Here is a 25556-nt window from a genome sequence, read left to right as displayed (position 1 = left end):
GGGAGAACAAAATGTTTAAATTTCTAGCTGGATTTGGATCGATTGTTCGTTCGCTTTGGATGGTGTTTAGCCATGTAACGCGTAAACGTGACACGATTTTATATCCAGAAGTGCCGGCCGAAGAAATCGTGCCACCACGTTTCCGTGGTCGTATTGTATTAACGCGTGACCCTGATGGCGAAGAGCGTTGTGTCGCATGTAACCTGTGTGCGGTTGCCTGTCCGGTAGGCTGTATCTCATTACAAAAAGCAGAACGTGAAGATGGTCGCTGGTATCCGGAGTTTTTCCGTATCAACTTCTCACGTTGTATTTTCTGCGGTATGTGTGAAGAAGCCTGTCCAACCACAGCCATTCAAATGACCCCGGATTTCGAACTCGGTGAATATGTTCGTCAGGACTTGGTCTATGAAAAAGAACACCTGCTGATTTCTGGTCCTGGTAAATATCCTGACTATAACTTCTACCGTGTAACCGGTATGGCAGTTGCAGGCAAGGACAAAGGTCAAGCACAGCGTGAAAGTGCACCTGTTGATGTACGGAGTCTATTACCATGATGTGGCCATTTTATTTAATGGCCCTCGTGGCCATTGTCTCTACGGTTCGCGTTGTTACTAACGCGAATCCGGTACATGCTTTATTAAGCCTGATCGTATCCTTGCTTGCTGTTGCAGGCATGTTCATGATCGTTGGTGCGCCGTTCGCGGCTGCCCTCGAAATTATTGTCTATGCTGGCGCGATCATGGTGTTGTTCGTGTTCGTGGTAATGATGCTGAACCTGGGTGAGCAGACCGTTGAACAAGAACGTAAATGGTTGACTTCATCGGCTTGGGCTTATCCGGCGTTGATGAGCTTCCTGATCGGTTTGGTGCTGGTATGGGTATTAAACTCTGATTACACACAAGCTTCACTGGTAATGGGTACAGAAATGGTGGGCCCGAAAGCAGTGGGTCAAGCACTCTTTACGCAATACTTGTTGTTGGTTGAAGTTGCCGCGATGTTATTGCTTGCTGCCTTGGTAGCTGCATTCCATTTGGGTAAACGTGAACCAGATGCAGAAGAGGAAAAAGAATAATGGGCAACATCCCTTTAGAGCATGGTTTGATCGTTGCATCTATTCTCTTTGCACTGGGTTTTTACGGTGTAATGGTGCGACGCAACCTACTATTTATTTTAATGAGCCTTGAAATCATGATGAACGCTGCTGCTTTAGCGTTCGTCCTGGCGGGCAGTGCATGGGCACAGCCAGATGGTCAGATCATGTTTATCCTGATCCTGACGCTTGCTGCGGCAGAGGCTTGTATTGGTCTTGCGATCGTCCTTCAGTTCTATCATCGCTTCCATCACCTGGATGTGGATGCTGCTAGTGAGATGCGCGGATGAGTTATTTATATCTAACAATTTTATTTCCGCTCATTGGTTTTGTCCTGTTAGCGGCGGGGCGTAACAAGCTTCCGGAATCTGTTGCAGCGATGATTGGTGTCGGTGCAGTCGGTTTATCTGCACTGTTCGCACTGATTGCAGGGATGGACTTTGTGAATAATGGTTCAACTGCAGTTGTGCAACATCTTTGGACCTGGTTCAGTGTTGGCGGTTTTGCTCCGGGCATCAGCTTACAGCTGGATGGCTTGTCTTTATTGATGCTGGGCATGGTGACAGGTGTGGGTTTCTTGATTCACATCTTTGCATCATGGTACATGCGCGGTGAAGAAGACTTCGCACGTTTCTTCTCTTACTTCAACCTGTTCGTTGCGAGCATGTTGTTGCTGGTATTGGGCGATAACCTGGCTTTATTGTTCCTGGGCTGGGAAGGCGTAGGTCTGTGTTCATACCTGCTGATCGGTTATTACTACCAGAACCCTGCAAACGGTCTGGCGGCAATCAAGGCATTTACCGTGACCCGTATCGGTGACGTATTCTTGCTGATTGCCATGTTCCTGATCTTCCAGCAATTCGGTACCTTGAACATTCAGTACATCGTTGAAAATGCAGCGACTGTAATGACCCAAAGTTCTTCATTGACCATCTGGACAGCATTGCTCTTATTCTTGGGTGCGGCAGGTAAATCTGCACAGATCCCGTTACAAACATGGTTAGCCGATGCGATGGCAGGTCCGACACCTGTTTCTGCATTGATCCATGCTGCAACAATGGTAACAGCCGGTGTTTACCTGTGCTGCCGTCTGTTCGCAGTCTTTGAACTTGCACCAGAAGTGATGGTATTTATTTCGATCACAGGTGCGGTGACCTTGCTTGTGGCTGGTTTTGCTGCACTGGTTCAAACCGACATCAAACGTATTCTGGCATACTCAACCATGAGTCAGCTCGGTTATATGTTTATGGCGGTAGGTGCTGAAGCATACCAGGCAGGTCTGTTCCATATGCTGACTCACGCATTCTTCAAGGCATTATTGTTCTTGTCGTCTGGTGCGGTGATTCTGGCTTACCATCACGAACAAAACATCTTCAAGATGGGCGGTCTGTTCTACAAGAACAAATTCCTGTTTGCATGTTTCGCGATTGGTGGCGGTGCATTGGCAGCGATTCCATTCCTGACCATTGGTTTCTTCTCAAAAGACGCGATTCTTGCTGCAGTCTGGACGCAAAGTCATATTGCTGGTTTACCAGTGTATAACACGCTGTACTGGGTAGGTGTTGCAGGTGCATTCTTAACCTCTATTTATACATTCCGTTTAATCTGGGTTGTATTCTTCGGCAAAGAAAACACGCCTTATCATGAAATCAAAGGTGCAACTTACTGGGCGCCACTTGCGATTCTTGCTGTACTTTCAACTGGTCTGGCGATCGTCCTGAAAGCACCGGTAATGAGTATTCTGGATGCTGCACGAATTCCAGCCTTCATTATTCCTGAAGCGCTTGAAGCAGGTGCACATGGTGCTGAATACATCGCAATCGCAGTTGCGTTAACAGGTCTTGCAGTGGGTGTCGTGTTGTTCGCTTTTGCTTACAATGCAGTCAAACGTTTTGCAGCCACTTCTGTAGGTGCTGGCTTGGTCAATATCTGCCGTAATGCATTAGGTTTCGATACGCTGTATGACATCATTTTCGTGAAGCCATATTTATTGTTCGCGAAAATCTTTGGTCGTGATCCAATTGATGGCCTATGGCTGGTACTTCCTGCACTTGTTAAAGGTGGTCACAGCTTTACAAGTTCACGTCAAACCGGTTCACTGCGTGAATATGCATCTAGTATGGGGCTCGGTGTCGTTGTCCTACTGATGATCTTGATCGTGATTCAGGTCGTGGGGAAATAAAATGGAAGCTCCAAACAATATTATTTTGCCAGCTCTGATCCTCATTCCGTTCATTGCAGGTTTCATATGCTGGTTGGTCGATAAACTCGACCAACACTTGCCGCGTTATATCGCGCTAATCGGTATGCTGGTGACGTTGGTCTTGACCATCGTCCTTTGGCAGACTGGTACCTATAACTATGAATTAGGCGGTGCTACACCTTCGTGGGCTGCCGAATTCAAATTGCCTTGGATTCAAACCCTGGGCATTAACATTCACTTGGCAGTGGATGGTTTATCACTTCTTATGGTTGGCTTGACTGCACTCCTGGGTGTGCTGGCAGTCGGCTGTTCATGGGGCGAGATTCAAAAGAACGTTGGTTTCTTCCACTTGAACCTTTTGTGGTCGTTGGGTGGTGTCATCGGTGTCTTCCTTGCGATTGACCTGTTCCTGTTCTTCTTCTTCTGGGAGATGATGCTGGTACCGATCTACTTCCTGATTGCCCTTTGGGGTCATAAAGGGGCAGAAGGCAAGTCACGTGTTTATGCAGCTAACAAGTTCTTCATTTACACGCAGGTTGCCGGTTTGGTGATGCTGATTGGTATCCTGGGTCTGGTGACTGTGGGCTATACCATGACTGGCGAAATCCGTTTCGACTACAACTATTTATTAGGTGTGGCGAATACGCTTGACGCTCAGGCGCCAGCGGTTGCTTATGCATTCATGATCTGTTTATTCATCGGTTTTGCGGTAAAACTTCCAGTTTTCCCATTACACGGCTGGTTACCAGATGCGCATGCGCAAGCACCAACAGCGGGTTCTGTCGATCTTGCAGGTATCTTGATTAAGACTGCGGCTTACGGTTTATTACGTTTCGTGATTCCGTTTTTCCCGGCAGCGTCTGCACAGTTTGCAGACTTCGCAATCATTCTGGGTTTAATCGGTATTTTCTACGGTGCTTGGTGTGCTTTCCAGCAAACCGACATGAAACGCCTGTTGGCTTATACCTCTATTTCACACATGGGCTTCGTTTTACTTGCGATCTACGCAGGTAACATCCTGACCTTCCAAGGTCTGATGATCATGATGTTGGCACATGGTATTTCATCTGCTGCACTGTTCATTATGTGTGGTCAGGTATATGAGCGTGTGCATACACGTGATATGCGTTTGATGGGTGGTATGCGTGGTCAATTCCCATATCTTGCATTCTTCCTGATGTTCTTCGTTGCGGCGTTGGTGGGTATTCCAGGTCTAGGTAACTTCATTGGTGAGTTCCTGATCCTGATGGGTGCTTATGCGCAATTCCCGGCGTTTACCATTCTTGCGGCAATCAGCTTGGTATTTGCGGGTCTGTACGGTCTGATCCTGATTCACAAAGCCTTGTTTGGTGTACCAAATGAAGCGCAACAGCAGCACTATACAAATCCGTTAAAAGATCTAAATGCACGTGAAATCGCATTATTGTTGATCTGTGCGTTTGGTCTACTTTGGCTTGGTCTATATCCACAAAGCTTCCTTGACGTTTCTAACTCAAGCATGGCGTGGTTAGCGAATAGCTACATTCCAGTTCAAGAAGTGGTTGAAGTTGCTGATCAAGTAACGACTCAACTTGAAAATGTGGAGATCCAATAAGCCATGAACTTCACAATGTCTTTTTCTGAGCTTATGCCTCTAGCGCCTGTGATGGTCGTGTCGTTAACTGCGATCGTCGTGATGTTGCTGACCGCAATCAAGCGTAACCATAACCTAGTGGCTACCACCACGGTGATTGGTTTAAACCTTGCTGCGTTCTATATCATTTTCGTTTTGTTGGCGGGCGTATTTGCACCTGCCAACGTGATGAATCTGTTCATCGTAGATCCATTTACGATGCTGTACCAGTTTGTGATTTTGATTGCTGCACTTGCATGTGCAACCCTATCTCACGCGTATATCGAAACCTATAAAGATAACCGTGAAGAGCTGTATATCCTGATGCTGACATCCGTTGCGGGTGCCATGCTGATGGTGGCAAGCTCACACTATGCATCATTCTTTATCAGCCTTGAGTTGATGTCGATTCCTGTATATGGCTTGTTGGCATATACACATCAACGTTCTCAATCGCTTGAAGCGGGTGTGAAATATCTGGTGCTTTCAGCAACTGCGTCTGCAATGCTGCTCATGGGTATGGCATATATTTATGCATATACAGGTACTTTAAGTTTCGTTACTGAACCAGGCAAACTGTTTACCGTATTCAGTCAACCGGCTGTCGTGATTGGTCTGGCTTTAATTGTATTTGCAGTAGCATTTAAATTATCGCTGGCACCATTCCACAAATGGACACCAGACGTATACGCTGGTGCACCAGCGCCAATCGCGACTTTCCTTGCGACAGTTGCAAAAGTGGCGATGATTGGTCTTTTTGTTCGTTATGCATTGTCTTCAGGTTTAATTTTGGCAGACAGCTTCGTCACCATCATTTCGATTATTGCGGTTCTGTCTATCCTTGCAGGTAACTTGCTGGCTGTTCGCCAAGTGAACCTGAAACGTATTCTGGCATACTCTTCAATTGCGCACTTTGGTTATTTGCTGGTTGCCATCGTCAGTTCACGTAATACCGATTTCTTACAGGTTCAAGGTTTTGCGACTTTTGAAAGTGTAAACGTGTATGTGATTACTTATGTATTAACCACGATTGGTGCTTTCGGTGTTGTGACGCTGATGTCGAGTCCGTATAACAATACGGATGAAGCGGGTAGTCTGGCTGAATACCGTGGTCTGTTCTGGCGCCGTCCAGTCCTGACTGCTGTATTAACCGTAATGATGCTGTCTCTTGCAGGTATTCCTTTAACTGCCGGCTTTATCGGTAAGTTCCTGGTGATTAAAACTGCGGTTGCAGGCGAAGCCTGGTTCCTGACTGCAATGGTTATTCTGGGTTCAGGTATTGGTTTGTATTACTACCTGCGCGTGATGGTCGTGCTGTACATGACACCACCTGAAACACCACGTCTAGATGCGGTGAATCATTGGGGTCAAAAAGTCGGCGGTATCATGGTATTACTTGCTGCACTTGCGGTACTTGTGATTGGTGTTTATCCAGATCCAGTGATTGCGATTTCTAAATATGCGTTCTTCGCAATATCACCTGAATTACAGCAATTCATTTTCACTTTGGTTCAAAGTGGTTTTAACTAATATCTGCGAAGATTGACGTTATTACAAAAAAGCCTCCATGATTGGGGGCTTTTTTATTTATACAAATCAATAAAAGCCTTTATAATAGCGGAAATTTATCTTTAACCTTTTAGGTGTTCTCCTGTGGCAATCCATGAAATCCGTCATCCGCTCATCCGACATAAGCTCGGTTTACTCCGTCGTGCAGATATCAGTACCAAAAACTTCCGCGAGTTAGCTCAAGAAGTGACCATGCTTCTGACTTATGAAGCAACTAAAGACCTGCCAATGGTTGAACATGATATTGATGGCTGGAATGGTGCTGTTACAGTTGACCGTATCGCGGGTAAAAAAATCACGGTTGTGCCAATTCTACGTGCCGGTATTGGTATGCTCGACGGTTTCCTGAACCTGATTCCAAGTGCAAAAGTATCGGTACTTGGTTTAGAGCGTGATGAAGAAACTCTGGAAGCACGTACCTATTATAAAAAACTGGTTCCAGACGTACAAAACCGTATCGCGATGATCATTGATCCAATGTTGGCGACTGGTTCTTCTTTAGTGGCTGCCATTGATGTACTGAAAGCCAGCGGCTGTAAAGATATTCGTGTGATGGTTCTGGTTGCTGCACCAGAAGGCATTAAGCGTGTAGAAGCTACGCATCCGGATGTGGTGATTTTTACTGCTTCTATCGATAATGGCTTAAATGAAAATGGTTATATCGTTCCAGGTCTTGGCGATGCTGGCGATAAAATCTTTGGTTCAGTTCAAAAAGACTAATTTTTGAATATGATGAAAAAAGGGGCTACTACAGCCTCTTTTTTATATAATGTAGACAGGGCATTTTCAGGATAGGACAATAGCATGAAAGATGAATTGTATCAGGGCAAAATCAAACAGTATGACCCTGCCAAAGGTTTCGGTTTTATTGGCTGCGCTGAGGGAGATGTATTCTTCCATATTTCAGACTTCCCTGCGGCAGAAGGCGAGCCAAAACGTAATGAACGCGTAAAATTTAATGTTGTTGAAAATGGCGATAAGTACAAAGCGATTAAGATTGAACGTGTCGAAGACAACTCAAAGAAAGCTAAAAAAACCAAAGTGGCGACACACAATAAATCAATTACATCGGCATTGTTAAATAACTTCCGTGGTTAATGGATAATCTTCATACTTAAATCGTGTTTAGTCACATTTAAAAAGAGGCTTTCGAGCCTCTTTTTTATAGTGCCACCGTTTAGATATTCAAAGAGACAGACAGCACATAAAAAATCCACCAAACAGCAACAATGCTGAACATTTCCTTTGGCTTAGAATACAAATTAAATGAATTCTATAGAGAAAAGTGTCATGTTTACGGATGGAAAAATTAAAACTTACGATTCCGAACGTGGTATGGGTACTTTGGAGTTGATAGGAGAAGCTCAAGATTTAAGTTTCGAGTTACAGGATTTACCTTCGCCTGAAATTGAACCACAAATTGGAGAGCGGCTTAAATTTAGAATCATTCCCCAACAAGGCAGCATGAAATTAGACAACATGGTACGTCTGGATATTAAAGTGCAGGATGAATTTGTGCCAGAAGTCGTCGCCTTGCAATCCTTGGCACCCACAGTCGGTGTTCCTGTACGTAATTCACTTTTCTTTAGTCCGACCCTATGGCTGGCATTGGCATCAGCTGTTGGTTTTATGATTTTTGGCGAAGTATAAATAAAAACAGAAATTTTATTTTTTTACTTTTAACTAGGGATCTATTCTTCCGCTATAAGATGCACTTCTAGTTTTTATGTTTCTACTTTAGAGAATTTTACAAAAGATTTTCAGTCTCTTTTTGATTACAATCATAAAAAATATTAAAGATAAGAGCGAATTATGTTTCAAGAGGGGAAAATCAAAACCTATAACGAAGATCGTGGTTTTGGTTTTATTCAGATCGAAGGACAATCTAAAGATTTATTTTTTCACGTCAAAGACTTTCCCAATAAAAATATTCCGCCAAGAATTGGGGAAAAATTAAAGTTTTTAATTGTAGAAGAGAATGGAAAGTTTAAGGCGGACCATATTGTTCGCTTGGATGTTAAAGCAACGATGCCTGTTTCGCAGAATAATGATCTACATAGAGATATTGAAACCAGAGCTTCTCCACGTTATGAAAAGAAAAAATCATCAACTACATCAAAAATAATCACAATATCAGGACTGGTGATTATTGTGATTCTTGCTGCTCTTGTTTATAACAAATACCAAAGCTACCAAGTTCAAAAACAGCAAAAGCTTGAAGGACTGATGGTAGAGCAGCAACGAATTGTCGCTGAGCAGCGAGCAGCGCAAGGTGATCTACCTATGCAAGGATTATCTGAGCAGGGCAGGAAGAACCTGGAAAATCGTGGTGCTGAGTTAAGAATCCAAAGTAACCCCGTTAATATAAAAACTTCAGCAACGGCTTCGCCATCTGTATCTCAATTTAAATGCGATGGTCGGGAACACTGTAGTCAGATGGGTTCTTATGAGGAAGCATTATTTTTTATTCGTAACTGTCCAAATACCAAAATGGATGGTGACGGAGATGGGATACCATGTGAAAGTCAGTTTTGATGAATCATAAAAAAAGCACCTTAAGGTGCTTTTCATATTTTAGCTTTCACAAAAATTCATAAAGGCTCTCAGACCTGGACCCTGATATTTCTGGCGATGTACCAGCATAAACAGAGGGCGAGTCAGCGACCAAAACGGGGTATCCAGAATTACCAGTTGACCTTTTTCACGTAAAGGCTCAATCGCAAGTTTGGAAATACAGGACATACCGATTCCACCCGCTACGATTTTTAAAATCGCCTCATTATGACCGAGTGTTAGACGGATATTGGCATCCGGCACATCTTTTAAGATGGCATTGTCAAACACCTCACGGGTACCTGAACCTTCTTCACGCAAAATCCATTCTACAGATTTGAAATCTTCAGCGGTTAGTTCACGGTTTAATTGCGCAAGGGGGTGGTCTGGTGCACAGCACACGGCCAGCTCATCATCACGCCAATGGATACATTGGAGCTGTGGCAAATGACATGAACCTTCAATTAAGGCAAGATCCAGCTGGAACTGATTCACCGCTTCAATCATTTGACGGGTATTACCGACTTGAAGCTGTAAATGTGCTTGCGGCTTGATTTTCAAGAAATCGGCCATCAGGTCAGGAATCAGGTAATCTGAAATCGTCAGGGTTGCACCCAAACGTAAATCGATACTTTGAAGCTCACCTTTAGCGACTTGTTCAAAAGATTCACAACGACCTAAAATTTCCAGGGCTTGAGGGAGAAGAAAGCGCCCTAGGTCATTTAGCTGTAAACGTTTGCCTAGACGGTCAAATAGTGGAGCACCCAGACCATCTTCCAGATCTGCTAAAGCCATACTAGCCGCACTTTGTGTAAGCTTGACGGCATCGCTAGCCTTCGTTACGGTACCCTCTTGTGCCACTGCTACAAAAACAGCCAATTGGCGTAAAGTCATGCGCATGAGTAGAGCCTTAACATTTAAAAAATATTAATAAATTATGTTGCCATGCTACCATGAGCATAGTCTTTCATGCCACGTTGAAATCATGTCAATTGAAAAATTTACCCGAGAAAAAGTTTTATCTGTACACCGTTGGACCAATACATTATTTAGTTTTACGATGACACGCCCAGCACATTTCAAATTCACGGCAGGGCAGTTTGCGCGTATTGGTTTACAAGTGGGGGATGAACTGGTGGTTCGTGCCTATTCGGTAGTGTCATCTCCTTTTGATGAAACTCTGGAGTTTTTCTCGATTGTCGTTCCAGAAGGTAAATTTACCTCCAATTTACAGCACCTCAAAGTCGGGGATGAGCTGCATCTGGAAAAAATTCCTTATGGTTATCTGACTCTGGCACGTTATCAATTGCCTTTGCCTAAAGATCTATGGTTACTGGGTACCGGCACAGGGCTGGCACCGTTTATTTGCATGTTGCAAGACTTTGAAACCTGGAGCAAATACGAAAAAATTAATCTGGTTTATAGTGTACGCACCCGGGCAGAACTCGCTTATGTAGACCGGATTCAAGAAATCGCTAAAACCTTTGGCGAAGGACATACTGGTTTTAAATTTATCCCGATTATTACCCGTGAGCCTGATGCACCTTTGCACGACCGTTTACCGATTTTGATTGCCAATGGTGAGCTGGAAAAGGCAGCAGGTATCGCGTTTAATCCGGAAACGACGCATGTCATGCTTTGTGGTAACCCGGAGATGGTCGATGATACTAAAGAGGCCTTAAAAGCCCGTGGCTTGACCATGAACCGTCGTGGTGAAGGCAATATTGCAGTCGAGAATTATTGGTAAGGCTGAAGAATTTATGAGCAAAAGCTCCTACTTGAAGGCAATGCGGTTCACTGGAGAGGAGTCGCATGGTGATCTAGGGGATAAAGGGTTTTTGAGATATTAACTGTTCGAGATATTGTAGGCCTTGAACGCCTCTCCAAAACAAACTATCTATCCCTGATCTGCAGGCAATCGCCGCCTGGAAATAGTCGCGGAACTGCTCAACCTGAGTGTGGACTTGACCCACTTAACGGTGATATTGTGAATAAAAGTACTCAGATTCGAGAGCTTAAACAGATTTTTAAGATCTAAAATATCCTGCTGAAATACCATAAAAAATCCGATGCCAAACCTGACATCGGATTCCCTAATAAATTCCAAAATGATTCAAATGCTTAAGTAAAAAGCATTGCCCATTACGGAGGTTTTTTCGATTCAAGCTTAATGCACAAACATATCCATGGATTCACGGATTTCCTGAATAGCTGTTTCGACATCGGGGCTGAGCCAGGTCGGTTCAAAGAATCCGGCATAGTGCTCAATACGGTCTGCAGGCACCACCAGGCGAACCGGACAGTCTTCTTCCAATAATCGCCACGGAATAATCGGCACTTCATTATCCAACCATGCCGTTACATCTCGAATATCGATAATCATCGCATTGACACAGTCCGGAAAAGGCATCACGGAAAATTCTTCGGTACGACGGCGGAAATATTCCAGATCCTGCCAGCGCAGCAGGAAGCTTGGCTTGCTGAATTCAATAATTCCAATCAGATGCTGATCACGGCTGTAGTGCAGCATGCATTGATGTGTGACGTCAGTATCAAGATCAAGCGATACACTTTGTTGACGATACGCCATATAACTCGGGTGTATAAATGAGAAGGTGGATAATTATAACGCATTTCATCGCTGAAAGGCAGCGTCTCAACTGTCTTCACTAAAGCCTGCGGAACCGGTATGGCTTATGCATATCTTCAGGGAACAACGATAAAAACAACGAGGTTGCTATGTCAGAGTCAAAAAGTGTGATTGATACCAGTGTGACTGAAACAGCAGTACAAGAAGATTATTTTGCCTTGCGCCAGCTCAAGAAAGGCGCCGTAGGTTGGCTGCTTCTCGTCGGTCTGGGGGTCGCGTATGTGATTTTCGGTGACTTCGCTGGCTGGAATTTTGGTTTGGCACAGGGGGGGTGGGGAGGCATGTTTATTGCGACCATTGTGGTGGCATTCATGTATCTGTGTATGTGTCTGGCCATGTCCGAAATGTCGACCATGCTGCCGACTGCAGGTGGGGGTTACAGTTTTGCTCGTACTGCTTTTGGTCCCTTTGGCGGCTATCTGACCGGGAGTGCCATCCTGATTGAATATGCCATTGCTCCGGCAGCAATTGCCTGTTTCATTGGTGCCTATTGCGAAGCCTTGTTTGGTATTGGCGGCTGGATCATTTATCTGGTGAGCTATCTGGTTTTTATGGGCTTGCATCTGAAAGGTGCAGGTGAAGCACTCAAGATCATGTTTGTGATTACCGCAATTGCTGCGGTTGCCTTGATGGTGTTTATCTTTGGCATGTTGCCTCATTTTAATAGTGCAAACCTGTTTGATATTGCGGTCAGTACGGAAGCGGCGGGTGCAAGCAGTTTCCTGCCATTGGGCTATCTGGGCATCTAGGCAGCAGTGCCTTATGCGATCTGGTTTTTTCTGGCAGTTGAAGGTGTCCCGCTGGCAGCAGAGGAGGCCAAAGAGCCAGCTAAATCCTTGCCGCGTGGCCTGATTGGTTCCATGCTGATTCTGGCATTCTTTGCGCTAAGTATTTTGTTACTCGGTCCTGGCGCAGCAGGTGCAGATACGCTGAAAAATTCCGGTGCACCGCTGGTGGATGCCTTGGTGGCGGTCTATGGTACCAATACCTGGATGGCAAGTTTCGTGAATTTTGTCGGTCTCGCTGGTCTGATTGCCAGTTTCTTCTCGATTATCTATGCCTATTCCCGTCAAATTTTTGTGCTCTCACGTGCCGGTTATTTACCGAAAAAATTGTCCTTAACCAACAGCAATCATGCACCTTATTTGGCCATCATTATTCCAGGGATTATTGGCTTCCTGTTATCCCTTTCGGGTGAAGGTGATTTGCTGATTCTGATGGCGGTCTTTGGTGCCACTATTTCCTATGTCTTGATGATGATGTCCTACATCAAGCTTAAACTGTCTCGACCAAATCTGGCACGTCCGTATAAAGCACCGGGCGGTATTGTGACTGCGTCCATTGCGCTGGTACTTGCTGCGATTGCAGTGGTTGCAGGCTTTCTGGTCGATCCAAAAGTCTGGTTAATGGCAGCCGCTATTTACGTGGCACTGATTCTCTATTTCCTACTGTATAGCCGTCATCATCTGGTGGCCGGTACACCGGAAGAAGAATTTGTCCGTATCGAGGCAGCAGAAAAGGAATTGAAATAAACCATCTTGCAGGGAGAATACGCTTATGCTGTATCAGATCAATGTGGCCAGTCAGCATTATGTCTTTGAGGATTTAAAAACCTTATTGGCCAAGGCTACGCCTGAACGTTCTGGTGATCAGCTGGCAGGGATTGCGGCCGTGGATGCAACCGAGCGTGTCGCTGCACAAATGTGTCTGGCAGAGGTACCGTTACAGCAGTTTTTGCAAGAAGCAGTGGTTCCTTATGAAGAGGATGAAATCACCCGCCTGATTCTGGATGAACATGATGCTGATGCCTTTTATCCGATCTCGCATTTTACTGTCGGAGATTTCCGTAACTGGCTGCTGAGTGCAGATGCCACCACAGAAAAACTTGCTGCTTTAAAAATGGGCCTGATTCCAGAAATGGTCGCAGCGGTTAGTAAAATCATGCGCAATCAGGATCTGATTCTGGTGGCAAAAAAATGCCGAGTAGTGACTCGGTTCAGAAATACCATCGGGCTGGCAGGGCATCTTTCCACCCGCTTGCAGCCGAACCATCCGACTGATGATGTGATGGGAATTTCAGCTTCGATTCCGGATGGGCTGATGTACGGCAATGGTGATGCAGTCATCGGAATCAACCCAGCTACAGATAATCTGCAGAATTTGACTGAGCTGCTCAAACTACTCGATCACGTTATTCAGGAATATGATATTCCGACTCAATCTTGTGTTTTGACCCATATCACTTCCGGCATTCAGCTCGCCAATAAAAATGTTCCGATTGATTTAATGTTTCAGTCTATTGCGGGAACCGAAAAAGCCAATACCGGTTTCGGCATCAATCTGGCGCTGTTACAGGAAGGTTATGAAGCCGCTCTAAGCCTGCAACGCGGCACCGTGGGCCAAAATGTCATGTATTTTGAAACCGGACAGGGCAGTGCCTTGTCTAGCAATGGGCATCATGGCGTGGACCAGCAGACTTTGGAAGCGCGTGCCTACGCCGTGGCGCATAAGTTTAATCCCTTGCTGGTCAATAGTGTAGTCGGCTTTATCGGGCCGGAATATCTGTATAACGGCAAACAAATTATCCGGGCCGGGCTGGAAGATCATTTCTGTGGCAAGCTGCTCGGTGTACCAATGGGCTGTGATATTTGCTACACCAACCATGCCGACGCCGATCAGGATGATATGGATATACTGCTGACCTTGCTCGCCAATGCCGGCCTGAATTTTATCATGGGGATTCCCGGTTCAGATGATGTGATGCTGAATTATCAGACGACATCCTTTCATGATGCTCTTTATATTCGACAGCTATTAGGACTGAAACCGGCACCTGAATTTGACCATTGGCTACAACAGCAAGGCATTTTGGCGCAACAGTCCAATCAGCTGTACTGGCCGAACGAGTTACCGAAGCAATTTTCACGTCTGATCTTGTCTTGAGGAACTGCCATGAAACTGATTGTTGATGTGAAATTTGAGTCCCAATTACAGGATAATCCTTGGCAGAAGTTAAAAGCTTTTACCGATGCACGGATTGCCTTAGGTCGAACTGGGGGCAGCTTGCCGACTCGACCAAGTCTGGAATTTCAGTTGGCACATGCGCAAGCTAAAGATGCGGTACTGAAGCCACTTGATGTTGAATTCTTAAAATCTGGCTTAGCTAAAACGGGACTGCCTATTCTGGAAATTGAAAGCCAGGCGGTAGAGAAAGATCTTTATCTTAAACGTCCCGATCTTGGGCGTGTGCTTTCAGAACAGTCCAAAACGATATTGCAGCAATACCGGGCCGAACATCAGCAACATTGGGATGTAGCCATTGTGCTGGGAGATGGACTATCAGCACGTGCCATTGAGGAAAATAGCCTGCATTTTATTCCGGCCTTGCTAGAGGCATGCAAAGAACAAGGCTGGCAGATTGCCCCCTTAGTGATTGCCCGTGGCAGTCGTGTGGCACTGGGTGATGAATTGGCAGAAATTTTACAGGCGAAAATGCTGGTCATGCTAATTGGCGAACGGCCGGGTTTGAGCTCACCCGATAGTATGGGAATTTATTACACTTATAATGCTTTTAAAGGGTGTCATGATGCCTTGCGCAACTGTATTTCCAATGTCCGTTCTGCGGGCTTGGCCTATCCACTAGCTATCCAGCGACTGGTCGCATTGATGCGTAAATCCTGTGAGTTACAGCTTTCAGGGGTGCAGTTGAAAGATGAACACGAAACCCCAGTCGATATGCAACATAGCCCAGCCAAACGGCTATTTTAAAGTAGCATCTAGCAGAGAATTCTGATGGATTAGTGACTTACATCCCGTCACCATCTCACCATGTTTTGTCACAGAAGCCCTATTCACAGCTTGTTATTCTAAAAATCTACTTATGAATAACAAAGAGTGAGGATGGTTATGGTCGATGATTTCAATAAAAAACCACCTTTAAATCATCAGGCAGACGTGACGCAGAAAAAGCGTATCCCTGTTTATATCTTGATTTTGGTCGGTATTTTTTTACTCGCACTACTGTTCTATATGTTTGCTGACATGAATCCAGATGCGAATGATGCTCCTGCAGGACATCCAAATCCGAATGTACAGCCTGCTACCCCAAATAATTCAACTCCAGTCGGTGAGCCTACACAAGGCACCGCCACCATGAATGATGGAACGGAAGCTACAGCAACCGTGGGTGATGGCACAGAAGCAACAGCAACTGCGACTGATGGACAGGCGACTCAATAACTGAAAATACCTGAAAAGCTCTAGTGAACCACTGGGGCTTTTTTGCAATGGATGGTGATGTTTTAAGGTAGTGCCATCTACCTGGCTTGAGCCTGAAAACATCAAATCTAATATGAATCCGGAAAAAGAAGGGGCTGATTGTTTCAGGGAGATGCCCCCGATTTCAGATAAATAGCTTAATAACAAAGAGGGTAGAACAACATGAATGATTATATGAGAAGCCCGCGTGGTGGCTTCGATGCCATGTACTATTGGGATCAGTTCCATCCCATTCTTAGTGCAATTGCCATATTAGTAATTGGCTGGATCATTGCGTTACTGGTCTCGGCAGGCGTTAAAAAGCTCTTGCAGAAACTGGGTACCAATACACATTTAAATACGGCGACAGGTCATCACTCCAATGTGGAGAGCATTATCGCCCGCGTCGTGTTCTGGATTATTCTGATTATTGCCGTGATTGGTGCGCTGAATGTACTTAATCTTACCAGTGTCAGCGGTCCATTCAGTAATATGATCCAGCAATTCCTGTTATTTATCCCGCAGTTACTAGGTGCAATTGCAGTCGGATTCATAGGTTGGATTGTGGCCAATCTGGTCAAGATAGGGTTACAAAAGCTACTGGACCGAACGCAACTCGATGAAAAACTCAGTGCTGAAGTCGGTGTCAGTCCGATTAGTAAAAACATCAGTGAAATTGCTTACTGGTTAATTTTATTGCTGTTCTTGCCAATCGTACTGTCTATTTTGGGTCTCAACGGTCTGTTGTTACCAGTTCAAAATATGCTGACCGATGTCGTAAGCTACTTACCAAACATCTTCATTGCTGCAGTCATCATTTTTGTTGGTTATATCCTGGCGAAAATTGTGCGCGGTATTGTTGAAGGGCTATTAAACAGTCTGAACGTACAACAACATGCTGAAAAAGTAGGCATCTTTAAAAACTCGAATGTTTCCCAGGTGATTGGGTCATTTATCTTCGCCGTGGTGATCATTACCGCACTGATCATTGCATTTGAAGCATTGGGTATCGAGGCCATTTCTCAGCCTGCTACAGCCATGCTGTATGAAATCATGAATGCCATTCCGAATATCATCGCTGCTGCGTTGATTCTGATTCTGGCGTATGTGGTGTCTAAACTGGTAGCACGTCTGGTGGTTGAAGTAGTTGCCGGTACAGGTGTTGATGAAATTCCTGCCAAACTGGATATCCAGCGCTTTTTAGGCACGACTAAACTTTCCAGTGTAGTTGGTTTCCTGATCGTTTTATTCACTATGCTATTTGCGGTGTCTGAAGCAGCGAACCGTCTGGGCTTTGAACAGATCAGTGGCCTGATTGCGATGTTCATTTACTTTGGTGCCAACATTCTGCTTGGCGCGGTGATTCTGGTAATCGGTTTCTGGCTGGCAAATATCGTTGCGAATATCGTACAACGTGGTGAATATAACAGTTCACGTTGGTTGGCGAATCTGGTTCGTATCCTGATCATGGGTCTGGTTGTGGCAATGGGTCTGCGTGCCATGGGTATTGCCGATTCGATCGTGAACCTGGCGTTTGGCCTAACTTTGGGTGCTGTAGCAGTGGCATTTGCCTTGGCATTTGGTTTGGGTGGTCGTCAACCTGCGGAGCGTGTACTCACAGATTTGATTGATAAAGCCAAACGAGAAGCTAAAGAACCCAATCCAGTCAAAGAAAAAGCTGAGAACAGCATATTTTCTGGATTAGGTAGCAAGACCACAGGTACAAGTGCAGCCGACATGTCAGGTACTACAGGTGCGGCGATGGGTATGAGTTCTACAGATAGCTCAATGAGCCAGTCCTCTGGTGGTTCGCAAACTGCTACGGGTACTAGCGATTCCTCAATCACAACTCCAGGAGCAGGCATCGTGCCAAATCAGGATTCAGACAAGAGTACGCCTATGAGTACGGATTTATCCCATACTACCCCGGCAATCCTTACCACTGCACCACAGGATGATGAGTCATTAGGTATTGATCCTGTCAATCCGGATGCGGATCAGGCCGTACCAGATTCAGTAAAAGTCGATCCGACTCATCCACCAGCCAATAACCCATTTGGTTCAACCGGAGAAAAAGAGCCAGATGTCGATATTGACCGTTCAACTCAGAAAAAAGATGACCTGAAATAACCTTTTATTTTTAAGCAAAATCGACCACGCTCATGTGGTCGATTTTGTTCAGTCATAAGGAAAAATGAATGAATACCAAGAAACCTAACAAAGTTCTGGCGCCTTTAGTCATTGCAGGAATTACGATTGGCTTTTTTACCGCTGCCTATCGATTTATTTTTGTAAAGAGCAAGCAGGACGAGCAGTCTGAGCGGGAGCTGGATAAGAAAATACCAGAGGCAGACGAATTTAACTGAGAAGTCAATCCTGCTCAGTCGCTAGGAATAGAATTTATTTTTTAAAAAATATAGAATATTCAAGTGAATACTAAAATGATTTTGGTATTTTTCTTGCATTAAAAATATAAAGAAAAGGAGATCAACAATATGTGGAAAGCACTGCAACATAAATTCATGGCATCTTCAGCAGATGACTTACCGCTATGTCTGCGAGAAGCTCAAAAAATGCAGCTGGCGATTGACCGTCTAACCAATACTGCCAATCTTAACCTGTTTAAAACAGATTATCTGGAATGAGTTAAGTAGCAATCCAGATTATCTATTGATTAAATATATTCCGATGCGGCATGTGCCGATGACCATGCCCATTGGAAATTATAACCGCCCAAATGTCCGGTTACATCCAGCACTTCACCAATAAAATACAAGCCTTTCTGCTTTTTACTTTCCATGGTTTTTGAGGATACTTCCGTGGTGTCTACACCACCCAAAGTCACTTCCGCTGTACGATAGCCTTCAGTTCCTGAAGGTTTTACTTCAAAGCCATGCAGGCGTGCCGCAATCTGTTCCAGCTTGTCATCGCTGATATTACCAATGGCAGTTTCAGCGCTTTCAGTCCAGATCAGACTTTGTAATTCAGCCACCACACTTTTCGGTAAATATTCATTCAGTAGTGTACGCAGCAAGACTTTGGGCTGACTTTGTTTTTTCGTTTTAAAGAAATCCAGTAAGTCTACGCTCGGTAAGAAATCGACCTTAAAGCTCTGACCGACATTCCAGTAGTTGGAAAGTTGCAGGGAAGTTGGCCCACTCAAACCGCGATGGGTAAACAATAGCGCTTCGGTAAAGCTATTAAGCTCATTCGAGAGAGTTGCTTCTACGGCATTACCGCTTAAGCGCGTGGTGACTTCTTTAAATCCGTCAGAGAAGGTAAATGGAACCAGTCCGGCACGGGTTGGATAGACGTGATGTCCAAACTGTTTTGCAATCTCATAGCCAATGCCTGAACCGCCAAGCGTAGGAATCGATAAACCACCGGATGCGACGACTACAGATTCAACTTCAAAATATCCCAGTGAGGTCGCCACCTGAAAGCCTTGATCATCGACTGGATTCACTGCTTTCACTTCGCAGCTGGTTTTAATATCAACCAGCCCAGTTTTGTCACATTCTGCCAGCAGCATCGACAAGATATCTTTTGCACCATTTAAGGTAAATAGCTGCCCATGTTTGCGCTCTTCATAAGCAATGCCGTATCCACATACCAAGCCGATAAAGTCCCAGTTGGTATAACGCGTTAAAGCTGAAATCACAAAATGTGGATTGTGTGAAATGTAATTGCTCGGTTCGACTTCCAGATTGGTGAAATTACATTTACCACCGCCAGACATCAGGATTTTTTTGCCAACCTTATTGGCTTTTTCCACTACCACGACTTTACGCCCACGTTGCGCAGCCATATACGCCGTCATTAAACCTGAGGCACCGGCACCTATGACTAGAACATCGTATTGCTTGGAAGACATCACACACTCAAGGGAGAAGAAAAGGGAAGCATTATAGACAATTTTATTTCAGCTTTCTCTATTCCAGAAAAATCAGTTCCGTGATTGCAGATTCACAGTGGATTTTAAACATAAAATATTTGAAAGCTGTCTAAAACTCATGCATAGTTTTTGTACAAACTAAAAACATAATAACAAGGAAAAGCGAATGGCAAGCGCGGAAGATTTAAAACAATATAATCTCATTACTTATATTCTTTATATTTTAGGATTTTTTCTTGGTCTGACCCCATTTATTGCGATTGTGATGAATTATATCAAGCGTGATGAAATGCGCGGTACCTGGCTGGAAAGTCATGTCGACTGGCAAATTAAAACCTTCTGGATCAGTTTGCTGGGCTATATCGTCGGTGGCTTATTGACTGTGATCTTGATTGGTTTCCTGATTGTATTTCTGGTCTTTATCTGGCATATCTACCGCTTGGTCAAAGGGTTAATTGCCTTAAATAATAATCAACCGATTGAAGCTTAGGTTGCTGTAAAACCAAAGGGAATATGACGGCCTTGCAGACCACCAGTATGAATCACCAACAGTTTTGATCCAGCCGGAAAATAATTTTTCTCGATTAGATCAAAAATCCCCATCAGCATTTTAGCCGTGTAGATCTGCTCCAGTGGAATTGCAAATTCCGCTTCAAAATCCCGGATAAACTGCATCAAGGCTGCACTGGTTTTGGCATAGCCACCACAGCAATAATCATCGAGAATATTCCAGTTGGTTTTATTCGTTAGTTGAGCGATTTCATCTTTTAAAAATGAACCTTTCAGTGCAGAAAATCCTAAAACCTGTTGATGCCCATGACTGGCTTCGATCAATCCACTGATGGTGCCACCGGTGCCTACTGCACAACAAATCACATCAAATTGCGCATCGCCATCTTTTAATATTTCCTGACAACCTTGAATCGCCAAAGCATTGGTTCCACCTTCAGGAATAATATAATGTTCAGGAAATTGTCGAGCGAGTTCGGCCAAATACTCAGGCTGTTGCTTGCGTCGATATTCATCACGACTGACGAAATGCAACTGCATCCCGAATTGCTGGGCGGTGGCTAATGTTGGATTCAATGGGTGATCAGCCAGTTCTTCACCTCGAATCATACCAGCACTCTGAAAACCAAACTGCTGTGCGGCAAATGCAGTAGCGGCAATATGATTGGAATAAGCACCTCCAAAACTCAGAATATGCTGATAATCCTGTCTTTTGGCTTCAAGAAAATTGTATTTCAGTTTAAAAAACTTGTTGCCCGAAATTTGCGGATGCACCAGATCCAGACGACGTATTGTTAAAGTAATATCGTGAAAATTAATCTGTTGATCTGGAATATTTTGAGCAATTTTTTCAAACATAGACATTAAGATAGTAGGTTATTAAAACATTATAGCGGAAGTGCTAAAAATCAGAGCTTTTCAATAAGCCATTATTCGCTGAGAGCTATGGAGTTGGTTGTAGATTGTCACAAATATTCTGCTGATAATTTAAATAACAATGCTAATCTAAACAGAGGAAACCCTGAGGAGGGTAGAATAATGAAAATATTATCCTATGCTGTGTGGGTCAGCATGCTGCTCAGTCTGTCGGGCTGTGATGATGCGATGAATAAACCTAAAACAGAAACCCGCACCATGATTATTGGTGGCGTACCTGTACATGAGCAGGATTATCAACTGCTAGACAAGCATTTGAGTGCTCAGGATCAGTTAAAACCTTAAGTAATTGCCATAGTTAAAATTCATGATAAATCCAAAAATTTTTACAGCAAATCGTCAGGTTTTTGCTTAAAATAGCCCTTCAATTTTTAAGTCAGGTTATCTCGTGGAATCATTCTGGATTTTAGGTTCGATTGCTTTTGCCCTGATGTTAGGCGCAATGAGCCCCGGGCCGACTTCTATTTATGTGGCAAAAAACTCAATTGCCATTTCACGTAAACATGGTTTATTTACTGCATTGGGTACTGGTCTCGGTGCAGCGATTTTTGGTCTGTTGGCGGTTCTCGGTTTGCAGGCATTTTTACTAGCTGTACCTTCAGCTTATCTGGCCTTAAAAATTTGTGGTGGTTTATATTTACTTTGGCTGGCGTTTAAAATCATTAAACATGCCAAAGATCCAATCGAAGCGGATACAACCATTAGCAAACAGATGTCTTTACGTCGTGCCTTTACCACCGGTTTAATCACGCAGTTGTCCAATCCCAAAATTGCGATTGTGCTAGCCAGTATTTTTACCGCGTTATTGCCCAAAGAAATTCCAATATATTTTTATTTTGTTTTGCCTGTCTTATGTTTCTTTATTGATGCGGGCTGGTGTTCATTGGTCGCAGTTGCATTATCTGCGGAAAAGCCACGTTGTGTTTATTTGAAGTTTAAGGCCTTATTTGACCGCGCAGCAGGCGCAGTTATGACGGTACTTGGCTTAAAACTGATCTTTGGTATGAAGTAATTATTTCGTATAAACGCTCTGCTTATAAATAAAAAAAGCCCCTAGTCATAGAGGCTTTTTTATATCAATTAAAAAGTATTTTCTTCCGAATTAGCAGAAATACGATGAATCGACAAGTCTGCACCGTTGAACTCTTCTTCCTCAGTCAGGCGAATACCCATCAAAACCTTAAGCAAGCCATACACCAAAAAACCACCCGCCAAAGCAATGACAATCGCCAGCATTGTACCTAGGAGTTGTGAAATTAAAGACACTCCTCCCATTCCTCCGAGCCATTGCTGACCGAAGATACCCACAGCTAATCCACCAAAAGCACCACAAACACCATGTAAAGGCCAGACTCCCAATACATCATCCACTCTAAGTTTATTTTGGGTATAGGTAAAAAGTTTCACAAAAATAATACCGGCGCTGATCCCGATAAAAAAAGCACCCAAGGGATGGACAACATCTGATCCGGCACAAATCGCCACCAGACCTGCTAAGGGACCATTATGCAGGAAGCCCGGGTCATCTTTCCCCGCAACTTTGGCTGCTATTGTTCCACCGATCATGGCCATCAAAGAGTTAATGGCGACCAGTCCAGAAATGGCATCCAGCCGCTGCGCGCTCATGACATTGAAGCCGAACCATCCCACAATCAGAATCCAGGAACCCAAAGCCAAAAAAGGAATTGATGAAGGAGGATGCGCGGTGATCCGGCCATCTTTTTTGTAACGGCCATGACGCGCACCAAGTAGGATTATTGCGGCCAGTGCGATCCAGCCGCCCATTGCATGAACGACAACTGAACCGGCAAAATCATGAAAACTTGCACCAAATGCATGGGTCAGCCAATCCTGAAAACCAAGGTTGCCATTCCAGATCATACCCTCAAAAAACGGATAGATCAGCGCAACCAGAAATAATGTCGCTAAAGCCTGTGAACGCATTTTGGCACGCTCTGCAATCCCGCCAGAGATAATCGCTGGAATGGCTGCAGCAAAGGTCAACAGGAAAAAACAGCGCATCAGATTGTAGCCATGATCGGCAGACAAGGTTGCAGCATCATGGAAAAAGTGCTGTCCGTAGGCAATATAGTAGCCCACTAAAAAATAGGCGATCGCAGAAATGGCAAAGTCGGTTAGAATTTTACTTAAGGCATTGACCTGGTTTTTATGTCGAACTGTTCCAAGCTCTAAAAAAGCAAATCCAGCATGCATGGCAAGCACTAGAACTGCACCGAGAAGAAGAAATAATAAGTCTATATTTTGCATGGTGCGTTCCAATTTAGTGCTCGGGATCACAAAAGAAAATCAGTATATAGAGGCAAATGGATTGTAGAAGAGGCCTAAGCAAGGGAAATTTTGATGAAGAATTTCTTGAAATTGATAAGACTCGATATAAAGCACAATACAATTTTTGTGCACCAAACTAAGACACAGGAAGAGTTCATGAAATTCAAATTTATATTATATTTTTAGGTATTTATATTTATCGTGAGAAAAACGGTGTTAAAAAGGCATGCTAAAGGTGCACATGAAAAGTGAAAGATTTTTAAGAAAAAATTTAAAAATAAATGAAACCCTTGCTTTTAAATCTCAAAGCGTCATTTAAGTTTTAAATTTACCAAGTCATAGGGGAATCTGGCTGAAGGAGATTTAAAATAAATAAAACCCTAAAAAATTAGGGTTTCATGCTTAGATAAAATTATTGAAGTATTCAATTAATCTTTAAAATGTACCGGAATCCATTGATAGCTTTTATTGTCTTTAGAATAAATATGTCCAATCCCCGGAAATGGCAAATGCGGTGCAGCTACCGTCTGACCATTCTTCGCATATTCAGCAAAATACTTTAAGCGGGTTTCAATCGCCTTTTTCGGATCGACATCGAAGTCAACGCCGGTCTGTGGACGATCAAACTGCAGCGTATGTGAATGCACAATATCTCCAATAAACACCATCTGCTGACCTTGTGATTTTAAGCTAAAACCAAAATGCCCCGGTGTATGTCCAGCCGAACTGATGACATCGAAAGCATGGATTTTATCGCCAGTTTTAAAGGTTTTGAGCTGATTCTTGGCCTGATAGGGGGCAATGGCTTTCTTGATTTTATCGACTGTGCCCAAAAAACCTGCCTGCTTGGCTTTTGGTAATTTGTCTGTTGTTTTAGGATTCATCCAGAAATCCAGTTCAGTTTGAGACACATAAATATTGGCATTGGGAAAATTGGCCACGCCATTATTGCTGATGCCGCATACATGGTCAGGATGCAAATGCGTGAGCAGGATGGCATTGACCTGTTCAGGTTTATGCCCTGAAGCCTGTAAATTGGAATACACTGAACCTAGGTGTGGACCATTACAGCTTGAAGTTCCGCTATCGACCAGAACCAGTTCTTTGGCTGTATTGACCAGAAAGGCATTCACGGATGTCTGGATGCCTTTGGCCTGATCGACGTAGTATTTTTTCAAGATCTGATCGGCTTGGGCTGCTGGAATATCTTTAAATAAGGCTTTGGACAGATAATTGCTACCATCCAGCAGGGCAGTAATCTGGTAATCTCCGAAGTTATGCTGATAATACCCCGGAACCTGTTTTTGTTGTTGGGTGCTAGAAACGGTTTGTGCATGTGTTTGAGAGATACCCGTCATTGAACCTAAAGCAAGCAGTGACATGACGAGAGAAGATGTGAAGTATTTCATGGCTATTCTTATGTAATTAAAGTCAATTCTATGTATTAGCACGGATGCCAGCAAAAAAGAATATGAATATATTTACCATTTTTTTAAATAGCAATGCCGATTTGGCATCTGTACTAAAAATTAAGTCTGAATCTGTATATTGATTTTTTGAAAGTAAAGAATTTATTTTTGATGAAAATATTATTATAAATAAAATGCTTAGATACATTTCACTTTTTATGAAAAGCTCGTTAACATGGGGTATTACGAACAAGCTTTGGGTGTCGCGATGAGTTTTTGGAAAAGAAAAAACAATGCCAGCTTTGTATTTTTCATTATTACCTTATATTCACTACTGGGCTTTGGACTGGGCTATGTGATTTGGGAATTTGTGTTGCAAGGCTAAGTGACCCAGCAATAAAAAAGCCTCTAGAGATAGAGGCTTTTTTATGATCGTATGAAGGTTTTATTATGAGATTTTCTAGAAAAAACATTAGGGTCTGTTGACATTTACTGTTCATAATTAACCCTATAAAGGTAGCCATAAAAATATACAGGCTAAAGCAACAGAACTTTGATAATTTCTTTTGAGCTTGTCATATCG

The 25556-nt window shown here is 43.7% G+C and carries 27 protein-coding genes and 2 pseudogenes; 22 read left to right on the top strand and 7 right to left on the bottom strand.

From position 1 onward, the window contains the following. Positions 1–11: 11 nt before the first annotated feature. From nuoI to ACTL4S_RS08290, 10 genes are all read left to right on the top strand, one after another. Positions 12–554 carry an NADH-quinone oxidoreductase subunit NuoI gene (gene nuoI / locus ACTL4S_RS08335; RefSeq protein WP_005097919.1) on the top strand — a complete coding sequence of 181 codons (543 nt, stop codon included), beginning with the start codon at positions 12–14 and terminating at the stop codon, positions 552–554. Next, positions 554–1072: an NADH-quinone oxidoreductase subunit J gene (gene nuoJ / locus ACTL4S_RS08330; RefSeq protein ID WP_441299184.1), complete on the top strand. Its 519-nt coding sequence runs from the start codon at positions 554–556 to the stop codon at positions 1070–1072. Before nuoI ends, nuoJ begins: the two co-directional genes overlap by 1 nt. Continuing rightward, positions 1072–1380, top strand: a complete 309-nt coding sequence (gene nuoK / locus ACTL4S_RS08325) for an NADH-quinone oxidoreductase subunit NuoK (protein WP_004280769.1) — start codon at positions 1072–1074, stop codon at positions 1378–1380. The genes nuoJ and nuoK overlap by 1 nt, the downstream gene beginning before the upstream one ends. Next, the gene (nuoL, locus tag ACTL4S_RS08320; RefSeq protein ID WP_441299146.1) at positions 1377–3272 is read left to right on the top strand and encodes an NADH-quinone oxidoreductase subunit L; all 1896 of its coding nucleotides are present in this window, start codon (positions 1377–1379) and stop codon (positions 3270–3272) included. Before nuoK ends, nuoL begins: the two co-directional genes overlap by 4 nt. Position 3273: 1 nt before the next feature. Further along, entirely contained in the window at positions 3274–4887 is a 1614-nt protein-coding gene (nuoM, locus tag ACTL4S_RS08315) for an NADH-quinone oxidoreductase subunit M (protein ID WP_180086393.1), read from the top strand. Positions 4888–4890: 3 nt separating this feature from the next. Beyond that, positions 4891–6435, top strand: a complete 1545-nt coding sequence (nuoN, locus tag ACTL4S_RS08310) for an NADH-quinone oxidoreductase subunit NuoN (RefSeq protein ID WP_441299145.1) — start codon at positions 4891–4893, stop codon at positions 6433–6435. 123 nt (positions 6436–6558) lie between these two features. After that, complete coding sequence (upp, locus tag ACTL4S_RS08305; RefSeq protein WP_004280765.1) at positions 6559–7194, top strand: uracil phosphoribosyltransferase; 636 nt, start codon at positions 6559–6561, stop codon at positions 7192–7194. An 84-nt stretch (positions 7195–7278) separates the two neighbouring features. Next, the gene (locus ACTL4S_RS08300; RefSeq protein ID WP_004732065.1) at positions 7279–7572 is read left to right on the top strand and encodes a cold shock domain-containing protein; all 294 of its coding nucleotides are present in this window, start codon (positions 7279–7281) and stop codon (positions 7570–7572) included. 192 nt (positions 7573–7764) lie between these two features. Then, positions 7765–8124, top strand: a complete 360-nt coding sequence (locus tag ACTL4S_RS08295; RefSeq protein WP_180086387.1) for a hypothetical protein — start codon at positions 7765–7767, stop codon at positions 8122–8124. A 162-nt stretch (positions 8125–8286) separates the two neighbouring features. After that, a complete protein-coding gene (locus ACTL4S_RS08290) occupies positions 8287–9009 on the top strand; it encodes a cold shock domain-containing protein (RefSeq protein WP_243475181.1) in 723 nt (240 codons plus the stop codon). A 39-nt stretch (positions 9010–9048) separates the two neighbouring features. Here ACTL4S_RS08290 and gigC read toward each other — a convergent pair whose 3' ends face one another. Beyond that, positions 9049–9927 (bottom strand): LysR family transcriptional regulator GigC, encoded by an 879-nt coding sequence (gene gigC / locus ACTL4S_RS08285; protein WP_004280761.1) that lies wholly within the window; start codon positions 9925–9927, stop codon positions 9049–9051. A gap of 85 nt (positions 9928–10012) precedes the next feature. On the opposite strand from gigC, the gene ACTL4S_RS08280 reads away from it, so the two are divergent. Further along, complete coding sequence (locus ACTL4S_RS08280) at positions 10013–10774, top strand: ferredoxin--NADP reductase (RefSeq protein ID WP_441299144.1); 762 nt, start codon at positions 10013–10015, stop codon at positions 10772–10774. 420 nt (positions 10775–11194) lie between these two features. On the opposite strand, the gene ACTL4S_RS08275 is transcribed toward ACTL4S_RS08280, so the two are convergent. Next, positions 11195–11617, bottom strand: coding sequence for a hypothetical protein (locus tag ACTL4S_RS08275; RefSeq protein WP_005247880.1), 423 nt, complete (start codon positions 11615–11617; stop codon positions 11195–11197). 149 nt (positions 11618–11766) lie between these two features. On the opposite strand from ACTL4S_RS08275, the pseudogene eat reads away from it, so the two are divergent. From eat to ACTL4S_RS08240, 7 genes and pseudogenes are all read left to right on the top strand, one after another. Further along, positions 11767–13209, top strand: a pseudogene (gene eat, locus ACTL4S_RS08270) (ethanolamine permease). 25 nt (positions 13210–13234) lie between these two features. After that, complete coding sequence (locus ACTL4S_RS08265) at positions 13235–14620, top strand: ethanolamine ammonia-lyase subunit EutB (protein ID WP_441299143.1); 1386 nt, start codon at positions 13235–13237, stop codon at positions 14618–14620. Between the two features lie 9 nt (positions 14621–14629). Then, entirely contained in the window at positions 14630–15445 is an 816-nt protein-coding gene (gene eutC, locus ACTL4S_RS08260; protein ID WP_441299142.1) for an ethanolamine ammonia-lyase subunit EutC, read from the top strand. Positions 15446–15583: 138 nt separating this feature from the next. Further along, on the top strand, positions 15584–15916 hold the full coding sequence (locus ACTL4S_RS08255; RefSeq protein WP_005106219.1) for a hypothetical protein: 333 nt from the start codon (positions 15584–15586) through the stop codon (positions 15914–15916). A gap of 201 nt (positions 15917–16117) precedes the next feature. Further along, positions 16118–18064: a mechanosensitive ion channel gene (locus ACTL4S_RS08250; protein ID WP_441299141.1), complete on the top strand. Its 1947-nt coding sequence runs from the start codon at positions 16118–16120 to the stop codon at positions 18062–18064. 68 nt (positions 18065–18132) lie between these two features. Then, positions 18133–18300, top strand: coding sequence for a hypothetical protein (locus ACTL4S_RS08245; protein ID WP_005106221.1), 168 nt, complete (start codon positions 18133–18135; stop codon positions 18298–18300). Between the two features lie 129 nt (positions 18301–18429). Further along, a complete protein-coding gene (locus ACTL4S_RS08240) occupies positions 18430–18579 on the top strand; it encodes a hypothetical protein (protein WP_005247874.1) in 150 nt (49 codons plus the stop codon). A 29-nt stretch (positions 18580–18608) separates the two neighbouring features. Here the strand turns inward: ACTL4S_RS08240 and ACTL4S_RS08235 are convergent, their stop codons facing one another. Beyond that, positions 18609–19808: a BaiN/RdsA family NAD(P)/FAD-dependent oxidoreductase gene (locus tag ACTL4S_RS08235; protein WP_441299140.1), complete on the bottom strand. Its 1200-nt coding sequence runs from the start codon at positions 19806–19808 to the stop codon at positions 18609–18611. A 187-nt stretch (positions 19809–19995) separates the two neighbouring features. Here ACTL4S_RS08235 and ACTL4S_RS08230 point away from each other — a divergent pair, with 187 nt between their 5' ends. After that, positions 19996–20319: a DUF4870 family protein gene (locus ACTL4S_RS08230; protein WP_044111062.1), complete on the top strand. Its 324-nt coding sequence runs from the start codon at positions 19996–19998 to the stop codon at positions 20317–20319. On the opposite strand, the gene ACTL4S_RS08225 is transcribed toward ACTL4S_RS08230, so the two are convergent. Next, complete coding sequence (locus tag ACTL4S_RS08225) at positions 20316–21197, bottom strand: 1-aminocyclopropane-1-carboxylate deaminase/D-cysteine desulfhydrase (protein ID WP_441299183.1); 882 nt, start codon at positions 21195–21197, stop codon at positions 20316–20318. The two genes, ACTL4S_RS08230 and ACTL4S_RS08225, sit on opposite strands and share 4 nt — an antisense overlap. A 180-nt stretch (positions 21198–21377) precedes the next feature. On the opposite strand from ACTL4S_RS08225, the gene ACTL4S_RS08220 reads away from it, so the two are divergent. Both ACTL4S_RS08220 and ACTL4S_RS08215 read left to right on the top strand, forming a co-directional pair. Then, positions 21378–21560, top strand: a complete 183-nt coding sequence (locus ACTL4S_RS08220) for an NF038215 family lipoprotein (protein WP_441299139.1) — start codon at positions 21378–21380, stop codon at positions 21558–21560. 103 nt (positions 21561–21663) lie between these two features. After that, positions 21664–22287 (top strand): LysE family translocator, encoded by a 624-nt coding sequence (locus ACTL4S_RS08215; RefSeq protein WP_441299138.1) that lies wholly within the window; start codon positions 21664–21666, stop codon positions 22285–22287. Between the two features lie 68 nt (positions 22288–22355). Here the strand turns inward: ACTL4S_RS08215 and ACTL4S_RS08210 are convergent, their stop codons facing one another. Together ACTL4S_RS08210 and ACTL4S_RS08205 are read right to left on the bottom strand one after the other, a co-directional pair. Further along, positions 22356–23543, bottom strand: coding sequence for an ammonium transporter (locus ACTL4S_RS08210; protein WP_044111056.1), 1188 nt, complete (start codon positions 23541–23543; stop codon positions 22356–22358). A 449-nt stretch (positions 23544–23992) separates the two neighbouring features. Continuing rightward, positions 23993–24973 (bottom strand): MBL fold metallo-hydrolase, encoded by a 981-nt coding sequence (locus ACTL4S_RS08205; protein WP_441299137.1) that lies wholly within the window; start codon positions 24971–24973, stop codon positions 23993–23995. Positions 24974–25241: 268 nt separating this feature from the next. Between ACTL4S_RS08205 and ACTL4S_RS08200 the strand changes: the two genes are divergently transcribed. Next, complete coding sequence (locus tag ACTL4S_RS08200; protein WP_086044934.1) at positions 25242–25358, top strand: hypothetical protein; 117 nt, start codon at positions 25242–25244, stop codon at positions 25356–25358. Positions 25359–25462: 104 nt separating this feature from the next. On the opposite strand, the pseudogene ACTL4S_RS08195 reads toward ACTL4S_RS08200, so the two are convergent. After that, positions 25463–25556: pseudogene (locus tag ACTL4S_RS08195) on the bottom strand (IS5/IS1182 family transposase); the annotation flags it as partial.

It is taken from the genome of Acinetobacter lwoffii, from assembly GCF_052078135.1.
GTDB lineage: Bacteria > Pseudomonadota > Gammaproteobacteria > Pseudomonadales > Moraxellaceae > Acinetobacter > Acinetobacter lwoffii_Z.
This window is presented reverse-complemented; position numbering and strand designations above follow the sequence as displayed.

Coding starts and splice junctions, on each gene's coding strand:
- ACTL4S_RS08255 (WP_005106219.1), top strand. CDS start 15,584: ATGGTCGATGATTTCAATAAAAAACCACCTTTAAATCATCAGGCAGAC.
- eutC (WP_441299142.1), top strand. CDS start 14,630: ATGAAACTGATTGTTGATGTGAAATTTGAGTCCCAATTACAGGATAAT.
- ACTL4S_RS08210 (WP_044111056.1), bottom strand. CDS start 23,543: ATGCAAAATATAGACTTATTATTTCTTCTTCTCGGTGCAGTTCTAGTG.
- nuoM (WP_180086393.1), top strand. CDS start 3,274: ATGGAAGCTCCAAACAATATTATTTTGCCAGCTCTGATCCTCATTCCG.
- ACTL4S_RS08235 (WP_441299140.1), bottom strand. CDS start 19,808: ATGTCTTCCAAGCAATACGATGTTCTAGTCATAGGTGCCGGTGCCTCA.
- gigC (WP_004280761.1), bottom strand. CDS start 9,927: ATGCGCATGACTTTACGCCAATTGGCTGTTTTTGTAGCAGTGGCACAA.
- ACTL4S_RS08225 (WP_441299183.1), bottom strand. CDS start 21,197: ATGTTTGAAAAAATTGCTCAAAATATTCCAGATCAACAGATTAATTTT.
- ACTL4S_RS08290 (WP_243475181.1), top strand. CDS start 8,287: ATGTTTCAAGAGGGGAAAATCAAAACCTATAACGAAGATCGTGGTTTT.
- ACTL4S_RS08200 (WP_086044934.1), top strand. CDS start 25,242: ATGAGTTTTTGGAAAAGAAAAAACAATGCCAGCTTTGTATTTTTCATT.
- ACTL4S_RS08265 (WP_441299143.1), top strand. CDS start 13,235: ATGCTGTATCAGATCAATGTGGCCAGTCAGCATTATGTCTTTGAGGAT.
- nuoI (WP_005097919.1), top strand. CDS start 12: ATGTTTAAATTTCTAGCTGGATTTGGATCGATTGTTCGTTCGCTTTGG.
- ACTL4S_RS08205 (WP_441299137.1), bottom strand. CDS start 24,973: ATGAAATACTTCACATCTTCTCTCGTCATGTCACTGCTTGCTTTAGGT.
- ACTL4S_RS08245 (WP_005106221.1), top strand. CDS start 18,133: ATGAATACCAAGAAACCTAACAAAGTTCTGGCGCCTTTAGTCATTGCA.
- nuoJ (WP_441299184.1), top strand. CDS start 554: ATGTGGCCATTTTATTTAATGGCCCTCGTGGCCATTGTCTCTACGGTT.
- ACTL4S_RS08220 (WP_441299139.1), top strand. CDS start 21,378: ATGAAAATATTATCCTATGCTGTGTGGGTCAGCATGCTGCTCAGTCTG.
- ACTL4S_RS08275 (WP_005247880.1), bottom strand. CDS start 11,617: ATGGCGTATCGTCAACAAAGTGTATCGCTTGATCTTGATACTGACGTC.
- ACTL4S_RS08295 (WP_180086387.1), top strand. CDS start 7,765: ATGTTTACGGATGGAAAAATTAAAACTTACGATTCCGAACGTGGTATG.
- ACTL4S_RS08240 (WP_005247874.1), top strand. CDS start 18,430: ATGTGGAAAGCACTGCAACATAAATTCATGGCATCTTCAGCAGATGAC.
- nuoL (WP_441299146.1), top strand. CDS start 1,377: ATGAGTTATTTATATCTAACAATTTTATTTCCGCTCATTGGTTTTGTC.
- ACTL4S_RS08280 (WP_441299144.1), top strand. CDS start 10,013: ATGTCAATTGAAAAATTTACCCGAGAAAAAGTTTTATCTGTACACCGT.
- nuoN (WP_441299145.1), top strand. CDS start 4,891: ATGAACTTCACAATGTCTTTTTCTGAGCTTATGCCTCTAGCGCCTGTG.
- ACTL4S_RS08250 (WP_441299141.1), top strand. CDS start 16,118: ATGAATGATTATATGAGAAGCCCGCGTGGTGGCTTCGATGCCATGTAC.
- ACTL4S_RS08230 (WP_044111062.1), top strand. CDS start 19,996: ATGGCAAGCGCGGAAGATTTAAAACAATATAATCTCATTACTTATATT.
- nuoK (WP_004280769.1), top strand. CDS start 1,072: ATGGGCAACATCCCTTTAGAGCATGGTTTGATCGTTGCATCTATTCTC.
- ACTL4S_RS08300 (WP_004732065.1), top strand. CDS start 7,279: ATGAAAGATGAATTGTATCAGGGCAAAATCAAACAGTATGACCCTGCC.